General features: G+C 60.2%; 12 protein-coding genes. 5 read left to right on the top strand and 7 right to left on the bottom strand.

Translation table 11 applies throughout. The annotated features are described in order from the left end of the window. Position 1: 1 nt before the first annotated feature. The 3 genes from hisH to hisB are packed head-to-tail and all read right to left on the bottom strand — an operon-like array spanning position 2 to position 1,767. Positions 2-652 carry an imidazole glycerol phosphate synthase subunit HisH gene (gene hisH, locus ACI2KA_RS11025; protein WP_404501933.1) on the bottom strand — a complete coding sequence of 217 codons (651 nt, stop codon included), beginning with the start codon at positions 650-652 and terminating at the stop codon, positions 2-4. A gap of 1 nt (position 653) precedes the next feature. Continuing rightward, the gene (locus tag ACI2KA_RS11020; RefSeq protein WP_404501931.1) at positions 654-1,148 is read right to left on the bottom strand and encodes a DUF2628 domain-containing protein; all 495 of its coding nucleotides are present in this window, start codon (positions 1,146-1,148) and stop codon (positions 654-656) included. Positions 1,149-1,170: 22 nt separating this feature from the next. Beyond that, the gene (gene hisB, locus ACI2KA_RS11015; protein ID WP_404501929.1) at positions 1,171-1,767 is read right to left on the bottom strand and encodes an imidazoleglycerol-phosphate dehydratase HisB; all 597 of its coding nucleotides are present in this window, start codon (positions 1,765-1,767) and stop codon (positions 1,171-1,173) included. 200 nt (positions 1,768-1,967) lie between these two features. On the opposite strand from hisB, the gene hslV reads away from it, so the two are divergent. The 4 genes from hslV to ACI2KA_RS10995 all read left to right on the top strand — a co-directional run bounded on the left by hslV (position 1,968) and on the right by ACI2KA_RS10995 (position 7,335). Then, a complete protein-coding gene (gene hslV, locus ACI2KA_RS11010) occupies positions 1,968-2,492 on the top strand; it encodes an ATP-dependent protease subunit HslV (RefSeq protein WP_003521197.1) in 525 nt (174 codons plus the stop codon). A gap of 87 nt (positions 2,493-2,579) precedes the next feature. Further along, positions 2,580-3,887: an ATP-dependent protease ATPase subunit HslU gene (gene hslU / locus ACI2KA_RS11005; RefSeq protein ID WP_404501927.1), complete on the top strand. Its 1,308-nt coding sequence runs from the start codon at positions 2,580-2,582 to the stop codon at positions 3,885-3,887. A gap of 194 nt (positions 3,888-4,081) precedes the next feature. Then, complete coding sequence (locus tag ACI2KA_RS11000; RefSeq protein WP_404501925.1) at positions 4,082-5,047, top strand: DUF1402 family protein; 966 nt, start codon at positions 4,082-4,084, stop codon at positions 5,045-5,047. Positions 5,048-5,166: 119 nt separating this feature from the next. After that, the gene (locus tag ACI2KA_RS10995) at positions 5,167-7,335 is read left to right on the top strand and encodes a malate synthase G (protein ID WP_404501923.1); all 2,169 of its coding nucleotides are present in this window, start codon (positions 5,167-5,169) and stop codon (positions 7,333-7,335) included. A gap of 78 nt (positions 7,336-7,413) precedes the next feature. Here the strand turns inward: ACI2KA_RS10995 and ACI2KA_RS10990 are convergent, their stop codons facing one another. Next, positions 7,414-8,115, bottom strand: coding sequence for a L,D-transpeptidase (locus ACI2KA_RS10990; RefSeq protein WP_404501921.1), 702 nt, complete (start codon positions 8,113-8,115; stop codon positions 7,414-7,416). 183 nt (positions 8,116-8,298) lie between these two features. On the opposite strand from ACI2KA_RS10990, the gene ACI2KA_RS10985 reads away from it, so the two are divergent. After that, positions 8,299-8,784: an MmcB family DNA repair protein gene (locus ACI2KA_RS10985; RefSeq protein WP_004444350.1), complete on the top strand. Its 486-nt coding sequence runs from the start codon at positions 8,299-8,301 to the stop codon at positions 8,782-8,784. A gap of 6 nt (positions 8,785-8,790) precedes the next feature. Here the strand turns inward: ACI2KA_RS10985 and ACI2KA_RS10980 are convergent, their stop codons facing one another. The 3 genes from ACI2KA_RS10980 to hrpB all read right to left on the bottom strand — a co-directional run bounded on the left by ACI2KA_RS10980 (position 8,791) and on the right by hrpB (position 13,275). Beyond that, positions 8,791-9,378, bottom strand: a complete 588-nt coding sequence (locus tag ACI2KA_RS10980; protein ID WP_404501919.1) for an ActR/PrrA/RegA family redox response regulator transcription factor — start codon at positions 9,376-9,378, stop codon at positions 8,791-8,793. A 73-nt stretch (positions 9,379-9,451) separates the two neighbouring features. Further along, on the bottom strand, positions 9,452-10,759 hold the full coding sequence (gene actS / locus ACI2KA_RS10975; RefSeq protein ID WP_404502465.1) for a two-component system sensor histidine kinase ActS: 1,308 nt from the start codon (positions 10,757-10,759) through the stop codon (positions 9,452-9,454). Between the two features lie 29 nt (positions 10,760-10,788). Further along, positions 10,789-13,275 carry an ATP-dependent helicase HrpB gene (gene hrpB / locus ACI2KA_RS10970; RefSeq protein ID WP_404501917.1) on the bottom strand — a complete coding sequence of 829 codons (2,487 nt, stop codon included), beginning with the start codon at positions 13,273-13,275 and terminating at the stop codon, positions 10,789-10,791. Positions 13,276-13,508 lie beyond the last annotated feature (233 nt).

Raw genomic sequence — 13,508 nt, 5'->3', positions numbered from 1 at the left:
GTCAGGGCTTCCAGCGCAGGAAATTGGAAATCAGGGCGAGGCCGAGCGTCTGGCTTTTTTCCGGGTGGAACTGCGCCCCCGCCATATTGTCACGGCCGACGAAAGCCGTCATCGCGCCACCATAATTGGTGGTGGCGATGACATCCGTCGAATGCTTGGCCGCCAGATGATAGGAATGCACGAAATAGGCGTGCAATCCGTCCGCGCCGGTCTTGATGCCGTCGAACAGCGGGTGGGCGTGGCGGATTTCCAGCGTGTTCCAGCCGATCTGCGGGATCTTGAGGCTGGCGTCGGACGGCGTCATTTCCACGACGTCACCTTCGATCCAGCCGAGCCCGGTGCTGACGGTCTTTTCCAGTCCGCGCGACGACATCAGCTGCATGCCGACGCAGATTCCGAGGAAGGGGTGGGCTTTTTTCTCGACGGCTTCGATGAGCGCTTCATGCATGCCGGGAACGGCATCAAGGCCGGCACGGCAATCCGCATAGGCACCCACGCCCGGCAGGACGATACGGTCTGCCGAAGCGACGTGATCCGGCTTGTCGGTCAGGTCGATGGTGGCATTGATGCCGGCCTCGCGGGCGGCACGCTCGAAAGCCTTGGTGGCCGAACGCAGATTGCCCGAACCATAGTCGATAATCGCGACACGCATGTCAGCGCCTTCCATTCAAGTCGAAAAGAAACGATCCGGCGGGATCGTTGACGAAGTTTTTGTCGCCGCTCTTTTGCGGCGAGGGGGTCCAGACCGGCTGGGACAGCTGTTCCGCTGTGCCGGCATTTTCGGAGAGGCTGGAGAAATATATGTCTTCCGCACTCGAAAGATCAGGGGCGGAAATGATGGATGTCAGCTTCCAGCCTTTGCGGATCAGGTGACGGACAAGAAAATCGCGTCCCTCCAGCGCCGTGATCAGCCCGATGGCGAAACCGCACAGAATTCCGGCAGGTTCGAATCCGGCCAACATCGAAATTTGCCCGACGAGAAGCGTGGCGATGACAACGAGAGCCGTTGCCAGCCACAGCCGGTTGATGGTGAGCCACAGCCAGGGCGCAATGAGAGCCAGCCAGACGAAACGGTCTGCGATGAAGCGGGTCGTCTTGTGGTCCCTGTCCGGCCCGTTGGGGGCTTCCAGAACGAGATAGCTTGTCATGGGCTTCCTGACAGCTTTGGCGTCAGGCCAGCATGCCCTTGGTGGAGGGAACGCGGCCTGCCTGCCGGGGGTCGATCTCGGTTGCCGTGCGAAGAACGCGGGCAACGGCCTTGAAGCATGTTTCGGCGATATGATGGTTGTTGGCGCCGTAATGGTTCAGGATATGCAGCGTAATACCGGCATTCTGCGCCAGCGCCTGAAAGAACTCGCGCACCAGTTCGGTATCGAAAGTACCGATCTTCGGCGCGGAAAAATTGACGTTCCACACAAGGAAGGGCCGGCCGGAAATATCGACGGCAGCCTTGGTCATCGTCTCGTCCATGGCGAGATCAAGTGAGGCGTAACGGGTAATGCCGCGCCGGTCGCCCAGCGCCTTGGCAATGGCCTGGCCGATGGCGATGCCGGTATCTTCCACGGTGTGGTGGTCATCGATATGCAGGTCGCCCTGAACCTCGATGTCCATGTCGATCAGCGAATGGCGGCTGAGCTGGTCCAGCATATGGTCGAAAAATCCCACGCCGGTGGAAATTTGCGATTTGCCGGTGCCGTCGATATCCACGCGCACCGAAACCGAGGTTTCGTTGGTCTTGCGGATAATCTCGCCTTTACGTTCTGCCATTTTGGCCGCTCCGTGAAAATGTTGCCGTTCCTTATCAGCACGGGACACAAATATCCAGTTGTTCCATCGTCTTGCATGACAAGTGGAAAACGGCCTGCCGCCCCGAAGATTGCAATCGTGAAAAGCAAACTTACATAGAACCGCAGAGGGCCGCATCCCGGCCCGTTAACCCCAGGCCCGGCAGGGCAGACAGGTGTTTGATGACAACGATTATTACAGTCAGGAAGGGCGGCAAGGTCGTCATGGCTGGCGACGGGCAGGTAAGCCTTGGCCAGACCGTCATGAAAGGCAATGCCCGCAAGGTTCGCCGCATCGGCAAGGGTGAGGTGATTGCCGGTTTTGCCGGTGCGACGGCGGATGCCTTCACGCTGCTCGACCGTCTCGAAAAGAAACTCGAGCAATATCCCGGTCAGCTCATGCGTGCCGCCGTGGAACTCGCGAAGGACTGGCGCACGGATAAATATCTGCGCAATCTCGAAGCCATGATGCTGGTGGCCGATAAATCGACCACGCTTGCCATCACCGGCAATGGCGATGTGCTGGAACCCGAACACGGCGCGATCGCCATCGGCTCCGGCGGCAACTATGCCTTCGCCGCGGCCCGCGCCATGATGGACACGGACAAGTCGGCCGAAGAGGTGGCGCGCCAGTCGCTCGATATCGCCGCCGATATCTGCGTTTATACCAACCACAATCTCGTCGTCGAAACGCTCGACGCCGAATAAGCCTGTTTCTCACCCGATTTTCTCACCAATGGGTCCTGCGGGCCGGGCCGGAATGGCCGGCCGGAGCAGGAAAGCCGAGAGGATAGAATGACCACTTTTTCTCCCCGGGAAATCGTCTCGGAACTCGACCGTTTCATCATCGGCCAGCATGAGGCCAAGCGTGCGGTCGCTATTGCGCTGCGTAACCGCTGGCGCCGCCACCAGCTCGATGAGAGCCTGCGCGACGAAGTCATGCCGAAAAACATTCTGATGATCGGGCCGACCGGTGTCGGCAAGACGGAGATTTCCCGCCGCCTTGCCAAGCTGGCCGGTGCGCCCTTTATCAAGGTCGAGGCGACCAAGTTTACCGAAGTCGGTTATGTCGGCCGCGATGTCGAGCAGATCATCCGCGATCTGGTTGAAATCGGCATCGGCCTCGTGCGCGAAAAGAAGCGTGCCGAAGTACAGGCCAAGGCGCATCAGAGCGCCGAGGAGCGGGTGCTTGATGCGCTGGTCGGCGCAACGGCATCGCCCGGCACGCGTGAAAGCTTCCGCAAGAAGCTGCGCGATGGTGAGCTGGACGACAAGGAAATCGATATCGAGGTGGCCGACAGCGGCTCGGGCATGCCCGGCTTCGAGATCCCCGGCATGCCGGGCGCCAATATCGGCGTGCTCAACCTGTCGGAAATGTTCGGCAAGGCCATGGGTGGACGCACCAAGAAGGTCCGGACCACGGTGTCGAAATCCTACGCCGATCTCATCCGCGACGAATCCGACAAGCTGCTCGACAATGAGATGATCCAGCGCGAGGCGGTGAAGTCGGTTGAAAATGACGGCATCGTCTTCCTCGATGAAATCGACAAGATCGCTGCCCGTGACGGCGGCATGGGTGCCGGGGTGTCTCGCGAAGGCGTGCAGCGCGACCTGTTGCCGCTTGTCGAAGGCACGACGGTTTCGACGAAATACGGGCCGGTGAAGACCGACCACGTCCTCTTCATCGCCTCGGGTGCCTTCCATGTGGCAAAGCCGTCGGACCTCCTGCCGGAGCTTCAGGGTCGCCTGCCGATCCGCGTCGAGTTGAAGCCGCTGACCAAGGAGGATTTCCGCCGTATCCTGACGGAGACGGAAGCAAGCCTCATTCGCCAATACAAGGCGCTGATGGCGACGGAAGAACTCGACCTCGATTTCACCGATGACGCTATCGACGCGCTGGCCGATGTGGCTGTCCATCTCAATTCGTCCGTTGAAAACATCGGTGCCCGCCGCCTGCAGACCGTGATGGAGCGTGTTCTGGACGAGATTTCCTTCAACGCACCGGATCGCGGCGGCTCCGCAGTCAAGATCGATCAGGAATATGTCCGCAAACATGTCGGCGATCTTGCCGCCGATACGGACTTGTCCCGCTATATTCTCTGAAGACTTCAGGGATCCGAGACAGAAGAGTGCGGCCATATTTGCCGCACTCTTTTATTTTATCTGCCTCATCTCGCATTCAGCCCGCATTTTGTTTATGGGAAGGGCTGCATTCCGGTTGGAACCGCTTTCGTGGAGTGGTCCGGTTTTCCGCTTGTCATGCCGGGAATGGCCGGCTCGAGAAAAGGCAGTCGCTCGTGCGCAAAACTCTTCTGGCATTTGCCGTGGCTCTGGCGGTTTCCGTCGTTTCGTCTTCTTATGCCGAGGCCGCGACGGTCGTTCCCCCGGGCAATCGCAATGCCGAACAGCCGGGTGTTCCCGGCGCTTCCGCGCGCAGAACCAAGGCGTCCAACAGTTCTTTTGAACGCAAATATCAGAAGGTGATAGACCTTCTGTCCTCCGACAAGGCGCTGATCGCCAAGATCAAGTCGACCGCAGGACGTTACGGCATCGATCCGATCCACATGATCGGCGCAATCGTCGGCGAACATACCTATAATGTCGATGCCTATGACCGGCTGCAGTCCTATTATGTCAAGGCCGCCTCCTATGCCGGCAGCAGCTTCCGTTTCGGCTACAAGGACGAGACGATTGCGCAGTTTCTGACGCATTCGCAATTTTCCAAATGCCAGTCGAAAAAGGACTCCTACAGCCTGTGGAACTGCCGGGAAGACGTCTGGGACGGCAGCTTCCGCGGCAGGACGGTGGATGGGGTCGCTTACCCGAACAACCGTTTCAGCGCCGTATTTTTTCAGCCCTTTTATGCCGGCCAGACCTTCGGGCTCGGCCAGATCAACCCGCTGACGGCGCTGATGTTGTCCGACATGGTGTCGAGAACCTCCGGTTACGAAAAGCTGGATGAGAACGACGCCACCGCGGTTTATACCGCAATCATGGACCCGGACCGGTCGCTGGCCTTCATGGCTGCCTCCATCCGCAAGTCGATCGACGATTACAGGTCGATTGCCGATATGGATATTTCGAAAAATCCAGGCGTGACCTCGACGCTTTATAATGTCGGCGGTTCGCAGCAGCGGGCGGCGGCTCTTGCCCAGAAGAACCGTCAGCGCGCCGCAGGCGGCGAGCAGCCCCTGCTGCCGGAGGAAAATTATTACGGCTGGCTGGTGAATGACCGTATCAAGGATTTGCAGGCTCTTTTGTAAAAAAAGACGACGATCGGCTATATTGTTTCCAAAATGGAAATAATATTTGGCTGACTGTCGCAATTGACGAGCGACCGTCTCAGCGTCCAATCTGTGCCTTCACAATAGAGGAGAAGCATGTGAGCCGCACGGATAAATTCGGTCTTTCCATCGATGACAGGCTTTATGCCTTTTTGACGGGTGAGGTGCTGCCGGGCACGGGTCTGGACGGCGAAACCTTCTTCGAAGGTTTCTCGGCCATCGTGCACGAGCTTTCCCCGAAGAACCGTGAGCTGCTTGCAAAGCGCGATGCGCTGCAGGAAAAAATCGATGGCTGGTACCGGCAGAACGGCGCTCCCTCGGATTTTGGTGCCTATGAGGGTTTTCTGAAGGAGATCGGTTATCTGCTGCCGGAAGGTCCCGCCTTCACGGTGGAGACCAACAATGTCGACCCGGAAATTGCCGTTGTCGCCGGCCCGCAGCTCGTTGTTCCCGTCATGAATGCGCGTTATGCGCTGAACGCCGCGAATGCCCGCTGGGGTTCGCTTTATGATGCGCTTTATGGCACGGATGCCATTGCCGATGCCGATGGCGCCGAAAAGGGCAGGGGCTATAATCCGAAGCGCGGCGAAAAGGTCATCGCCTGGGCGCGCAACTTCCTTGATGACTCCGCGCCGCTCGAAACGGGAAGCTGGTCCGATGCGACAGGCTTCAAGATCGTGGACGGCCTGTTGTCGCTTGCGATCGGCGACGCCACGACCGGCCTCAGGGATGCCGCCCAATTCAAGGGCTTCAGCGGTGAAGCGACAAAGCCCACAGCGATCCTGCTGGGCAAGAATGGTCTGCACACCGAGATCGTCATCGATCCCTCGACCGAAATCGGCAGGGGCGACAGAGCAGGCATTTCCGATGTCATTCTCGAATCGGCGCTGACGACCATCATGGATTGCGAGGATTCAGTCGCTGCTGTCGATGCCGAAGACAAGGTGCTCGTCTATGGCAACTGGCTTGGCCTGATGCGCGGCGACCTGACGGAAGAGGTTTCCAAGGGCGGCAAGACTTTCACCCGCAGCCTCAGCCCGGATCGTTATTACACCGCCCCCAATGGTTCCGCGCTTACTCTGCCCGGCCGCTCCCTGATGCTGGTGCGCAATGTCGGGCATCTGATGACCAATCCGGCGATCCTTGATCGGGATGGCCGCGAGGTGCCGGAAGGCATCATGGATGCCATCGTCACGGCGTTGATCGCCCTTTACGATGTCGGCCCCTCCGGGCGGCAGCAGAATTCCCGCGCCGGCTCCATGTATGTGGTCAAACCGAAGATGCACGGGCCGGAAGAGGTCGCTTTCGCCAACGAGATATTCTCCCGCGTCGAAAACCTTGTCGGCATGGCGCCGAACACCATGAAGATGGGCATTATGGATGAGGAGCGCCGCACCACGGTCAACCTCAAGGAAAGCATCCGCGCTGCGAAGGATCGCGTTGTCTTCATCAATACGGGTTTCCTCGACCGTACCGGCGACGAGATCCATACCTCGATGGAAGCGGGGCCGATGATCCGCAAGGGCGACATGAAACAGGCCGCCTGGATCGCCGCTTACGAGAACTGGAACGTCGATATTGGACTGGAATGCGGCCTTTCCGGCCACGCGCAGATCGGCAAGGGCATGTGGGCCATGCCGGATCTGATGGCGGCCATGCTGGAGCAGAAGATCGCGCATCCCAAGGCCGGCGCCAACACGGCCTGGGTGCCTTCGCCGACGGCGGCGACCCTGCATGCCACGCATTATCACAAGGTCGATGTCGCTGCCGTTCAGGAAGGGCTGAAGAGCCGTGGCCGCGCGAAGCTCTCCGATATCCTGTCGGTCCCGGTCGCCCCGCGCCCCAATTGGACGCCGGAGGAAATCCAGCGTGAACTCGACAATAACGCCCAGGGAATTCTCGGTTATGTCGTGCGTTGGGTCGATCAGGGTGTCGGCTGCTCCAAGGTGCCGGACATCAACAATGTCGGGCTGATGGAAGACCGCGCCACGCTGCGCATTTCCGCACAGCATATGGCGAACTGGCTGCGCCATGGCGTGGTGACGGAAGCGCAGATCATCGAGACCATGAGGCGGATGGCCGCCGTCGTCGACGGGCAGAATGCCGGCGACCCCGCCTATCTGCCGATGGCGTCGGATTTTGACGGATCGGTTGCGTTTCAGGCGGCTGTCGAGCTGGTGCTCAAGGGGCGTGAACAGCCGAATGGTTATACTGAGCCGGTTCTGCACCGCCGCCGCCTGGAACTGAAAGCGAAGCAGGCTGCCTGAAGGGTGGCCCAGGCCGTTCCATACATAAAAAAGCCGCCGTGGAATTCCCGGCGGCTTTTTCTTTGTCTCGTAAGAAGCTTACTGGATCACGATGACCTTGGAGCTGCGGCCCGGCCGCACGCGGCTGTAAAGATCGATCACATCCTGGTTGATCATGCGGATGCAGCCGGAAGAAGCGGCGGTGCCGATCGAGGCCCATTCGGGCGAGCCATGAATGCGGAACAGCGTATCCTGTCCCTTTTCGTTGAAGAGATACATGGCGCGTGCGCCGAGCGGGTTGGTAAGACCCGGACCCATGCCGGCCTCGACATATTTGGCGACTTCCGGCTTGCGATCCGCCATTTCCTTCGGCGGATGCCACATCGGCCATTCCTGCTTCCAGGCGACATAAGCCTCACCGGCCCAGGCGAAACCCGCCTTGCCGACGCCGATGCCGTAACGCACGGCGCGATTGCCGGACATGATGTAATAAAGGTAACGCTCGCGCGTGTTGACGATGATCGTGCCGGGCCGCTCGGATGTCTGGAATTCGACGATCTGGCGACGATATTTCTCGTTTACACGATTGATCGGAATGGCCGGCAGTGCATAACCCGCATCGGTCACGGGACCGTATACATCGTTGAAAATCTGTACGGTCTCGACTTTCGCCGGAACCGGGTCGGCAACCGGCACTGACGCCGCGACCTTGCCGGAGGACTGGGAGGTGGTTTCGGCGCAGCCGGCCAGAGCCAGTGCTGCCGTCAGACCGAGTGCGGTCAATGAAGTACGGATGCGCATGTCGTTCTCGCGGAAAATTCGCCAAATTGTGCGAAGGAGTAGGCTTAATTGGATAAATCGGTTATTTTCCATTCAGCCGCTCTTGGCAAGCCGTTGCGCCGCCGCGAAACGGATAGGCATTTAAAATTGCCGGTTGATTGCCTTTTTGCAACAATAGGCCAAACGCTTCAGCAGCCATTATCCATGACTATTCTTTCCGTTACCAACAACAATCCGTTAATAGATGGTCGCCAGTCGGACAAGGCGATGCTGGTGCGTCGCGGCGTTCAGGTGCTTCTGCATGAAATGCGCCATTCGGTTCTGCCGGAACTGCCGCTTGCAAGCGGGCGACGGGCGGATCTGATCAGCCTGTCGGTCAAGGGTGAGATCTGGATCATCGAAATCAAATCCTCGATCGAGGATTTCCGGGTCGATCGCAAATGGCCGGAATACCGCCTGCATTGCGACCGGCTGTTTTTCGCCACCCATCCGGAAGTACCGACCGACATATTCCCGGAGGAATGCGGGTTGATCCTGTCGGATGGATATGGCGCCCATATGCTGCGTGATGCGCCGGAGCATAAATTGCCGCCGGCGACGCGCAAATCGGTGATGCTGGATTTTTCCAGAACCGCCGCCACCCGGCTGATGCTGGCGGAATGGACGACCGGGCGTAGCTTCGGGGAATAAATGCCGTTATTTGGGCGCGCGTTTGGCGAGAATGCGCTGCAAAGTTCGCCGATGCATGTTGAGCCGACGAGCCGTCTCCGAAACATTGCGCTCGCACATTTCATAAACCCGCTGAATATGCTCCCACCGCACCCGGTCTGCCGACATCGGGTTTTCAGGAACTTCCGTCTTCTCGCCCTTGCGCTGCGTCAGCGCATTAAAGACATCGTCCGCATCGGCGGGTTTGGCGAGATAGTCCAGCGCCCCAAGCTTCACGGCGGTCACGGCGGTGGCGATATTGCCATAGCCGGTGAGAACGACGATTTGCGTATCGTCGCGGTTCTGCCGGATGGCCTCGATCACCTCCAGCCCATTGCCATCCGCCAGCCTCAGATCGACCACCGCATATTTTGGCGGCGCGGCCTTGGAGCGGGCAATGCCGTCGCTTACCGTTTCGGCGGTATCGACGGCAAAGCCGCGCGTTTCCATCGCCCGGGCAAGCCGGCGCAGAAACGGGCCGTCATCATCGACGATCAGCAGCGATCTGTCAGGCCCGATTGGATCGATGTCGTCCGCCGGTGCGCTGGTGGGTGGGGTCTGGTCTTCTGTCTTCATGTTTCCGGCCCTCCGGCAATTTCGTCGGCTTTCTTTTCTTCTTCTTATTGCCGCTTCAACGTGGATGGTAAAGTCAACGGTTTCTTTTATCGTCCATAAGCGCCCGAGGCCAGATGATTGTCACCCGCGCTCCGGTCGCGCTCGCGCCGCGATTTTCAAAGGTCACGCTGGCGCCGGATCGCTCCAGCAGGGTTTTGGCGATGAAAAGCCCGAGTCCGAGCCCGCCTGCCCGTGTGTCGTTGTGACGTTCGGTCACATAGGGCTCGCCGATACGGGCCAGCACGTCATGGGCATAACCCGGCCCATCGTCTTCGATGATGACAGTGATGGCCTGCGAATCGTGATCCACCGTCACGGTCACCTTTTCGCGCGCATAGTCCACGGCGTTTTCGATGAGGTTGCCCAGTCCGTAGATAATGCCGGCATTGCGGATGCCGACCGGCTCGCCGGCCCGGCTGCTGTTTTCCACGAGTTCCAGGCGGATGCCGAATTCCCGGTGCGGCGCCATCACTTCCTCGATCAGCGAGGAGAGCGGCAGGCGGCGCATATGTTCCTCATTGTCGGCGGAAAGGGAGGTGAGGCGACGGAGAATGTCGCGGCATCTTTCGCTCTGGCTGCGCAGCAGCGCTATGTCTTCGCCATATTTTTCGTCATGTCCGAGTTCCCGCTCCATTTCCTTGGCGACGACGCTGATCGTCGCAAGCGGCGTTCCAAGCTCATGCGCCGCAGCGGCCGCCAGCCCGTCCAGCTGGGAGAGGTGTTTTTCCCGTTCAAGCACCAGCTCGGTCGCCGCCAGTGCGTCTGCCAGCTGATTGGCTTCATGGGAAACGCGGTAGGCGTAAAAGGCCGCAAAAGAGGTGGTGGCGATGATTGCGACCCAGGTGCCGACATGCAGCAGAAGCTGGATCGGCAAAACCTCGCCGGGATACCAGGGAACCGGAAATGGCGAAAAGGCGATCGCCGTCGAGCAGATGACGGCAAAGCCGAGAAGAATGAGCGAATGCCGCAGCGGCTGCGAGGCAAAGGCTATGATGACCTGCACGCAGATCAGCGGCGCGAAGGGATTGGAAAGGCCACCGGTAATATAGATCAGCGCCGTCAATTGCAGCAGGTCGAAGGCCAGCAGCAATGTCGCTTCCCATGGTTCCAGACGATAGGTGGAGGGAAAACGGGCGGTGAGAAACAGATTGGCAAGGGCCAGCGCCGCGATCAGAAGGCCGCAGGCCAGAAGCGGCAGGGGAAAGTTCAGCCCGAGAGCGACGATTAGGATCGTCGCCGTCTGGCCGGCAACCGCCAGCCAGCGCAGCCAGACGATGGTCTGCAGCCTTATCCTGCGGCTGGCGCGGCCAAGCCGCGTGGTTTCGATCGGATGGCCGGCCACCGTCTTCTCCTTTACCCTTTTCATCGTCGTCAGGTCCCGCGCGGTTTCGCCCGGCTCGTCGGCAGGGCCGATGCCGGATCCTCCGGCCAGGGATGGCGCGGATAACGCCCGCGCATGTCTGCCCGCACGTCTTTCCACGAGCCCGCCCAGAAGCCGGGAAGATCACGTGTCGTCTGTATCGGCCTGTGCGCCGGCGAGGTCAATTCCAACAGCAGCGGCAAGCGCCCCTGCGCGATGGTGGGATGGGCCGTCAGCCCGAAAAGCTCCTGCACGCGAATGGAGAGTGTCGGTTCGCTGGCATCGTAGCGAATTGGATGCCGCTGACCCGTCGGCGCTTCGAAATGTGTCGGCGCCAATTTGGCGAGATCGCGCGCCACCTCATGTGGCACCAGCGACAGGATGCCTTCGGAAAGGCTGCCGGGCCGGATATCCTGCAGGCTGCGCGCGCCGTGCTGGAACGGGACGAACCATTCCTCCAGTCGTGAAATCAATGCCGCATCGCTCATATCCGGCCAGGGCTCGCCGATACTGGCGTTGAGAAAGCCGATCCTGTCGCGCAGCTGCACCGTTTCTTTAGAGAAAGGAAGAATATCGATGCCGAATTCCCGAATGCCATTGGCGAGCGCCTGTGCGGCCTGTTCACCGTCGGGACGCGGAAGCGGTGTCTCGTCGAGAATGATGGCGCCAAGGCGTGTCACCCGACGGGCACGGGCCTGGCCGCTTGCCCTGTCGAAAAGCAACTGGTCCTGCTGAACGATAAGCTGCGGCATCCGCTCTTCTATATCGGCCCTGTCGATGCCTGCCGCCGCCAGGATACGCGGCTGCGCCGCCCGCCCGGTAATATCGGCCACGACAAGCATTTTGCTCGCCGCAAGCCGCTCGGTCTCGGCAAGCTCCGCGCCGCGCCCGTTGGCCATCACATAACGGCCGCGTGCGCCGCGCTGAAGCGCGATCCTATCTGGATAGGCGTGCAGCAGCAAAGGGCCGGCTTCGGCCGGTAATTCGGCTGGTGTTTTTTTTTCGCCGACCGCGTCGAGCAGTCTCGACGCCAGCCCGCGCGCCGCCTGTGCCCTTTCGCCCCGGTCGGAAAGAAAGCGCCGCAGGCGTTCGTCGACATCGATGTCATTGCCGCCGAGCCCCTGTTCCGTCAGCATGACGGCAAGCGCCGCTGCCTTCTTTCCCGAGCCTTCGCCTGCGGCTGCGATCACCATGGCCGCCAGCCGTGGCGGCAGCGACAGGCCGCGCATCAGACGGCCGCGTTGTGTCAGCGCCCCGCTTTTGTCGAGTGCGCCCAGATTTTTGAGAAGCGCCACCGATTCCTTGAGTGCTGCTTCTGGGGGTGTGTCCAGAAAGGCAAGGGACGACGGGTCGTGAACACCCCAGTGGGCAAGATCCAGCGCGAGACCGGCCAGATCGCTCGCCAGGATCTGCGGTGGCGTAAAGGCGTTGAGTGCTGCCGTCTGTCCCTGATGCCACAGGCGAATCGCGACACCGGGTTCCGTTCTCCCGGCGCGGCCGGCCCGCTGGTCGGCGGAAGCCCGGGATACCCGCACGGTTTCCAGCCTGGTGATTCCCGTCGCCGGTTCGAAGACCGGCAATCGCTGCAGCCCGCTATCGATCACCACGCGCACGCCGTCAATGGTGATCGATGTTTCGGCAATCGAGGTGGCAAGCACGATCTTGCGCTGCCCGGCCGGTGCCGGCTTGATCGCCGCGTCCTGCTCCTTTTGCGACAGGTTGCCGTAGAGCGGGATAATGTCGGTATCGCCGGAAAAACGCCCCTCCAGCCGCGCGGCTGTTCGGGTGATTTCGGCCTGTCCCGGCAGAAAGGCCAGAATGGAGCCCGTTTCGGATGCATGGGCTTCCGCAATCACCCTTGCTACCTTTTCATCGACCGGTACGCCCTGCCACCGCTCTTCATATCGAGTGTCGATCGGAAATGTCCGGCCCAGGCTCTGAATGACCGGCGCATCGTCCATCAACGCACTGATGCGCTCCACATCGAGGGTGGCGGACATGATGAGAATGCGCAGGTCATCGCGCAAACCGGCCTGTACATCAAGCGCCAGCGCCAGCCCGAAATCGCCGTCGAGCGAGCGCTCATGAAATTCGTCGAAAATCACCGTGGAAACGCCGGCAAGTTCGGGATCGTCCAGAACCATTCTGGCAAAGACGCCTTCCGTTACCACCTCTATCCGGGTTTTCGAGGAGACGCGGTTGTCGAGCCGCATGCGGTAGCCGACGGTTTCTCCCACGCTCTCGTGCAGCAGATCGGCCATGCGTCCCGCCGCTGCCCGTGCGGCAAGCCGGCGTGGTTCAAGAAGGATGATCCTGCCGTCGCCCCGCCAAGCCTGCCGCAGAAGATGAAGCGGCACCAATGTCGTCTTGCCTGCGCCTGGAGGAGCCGAAAGAACCGCACGTTTCGCTCCCGCCAATGCCGCGGCGATATCCGCCAGAACGGCGCTGACGGGAAGGTCGGGCAAATCGGTCTTTATCGGGGCGGGTGTTCTGGTCATGCAAAGAGGCCTGCGGGCAGTGGGTTGGTGTATCAGCGTTTCCGTGCTGTTCTAAAGCACCGTCTGGCGATTTGACAGCGGACCTTAAGTGTTTCTCGAACGCGCCTTCTGGCAAAATCGTGGTTCTATGGGCACTATCTTGAACGAGAGAGGGAGGGGAAGCACCATGTCGATGGAGAACATGGCGCATGAGCCCGCTCCATTTGCTGTTATGCCCGCCATTTTTTGAAACT

It is taken from the genome of Agrobacterium sp. NPDC089420, assembly GCF_044900305.1.
Lineage (GTDB): Bacteria > Pseudomonadota > Alphaproteobacteria > Rhizobiales > Rhizobiaceae > Agrobacterium.
This window is presented reverse-complemented; position numbering and strand designations above follow the sequence as displayed.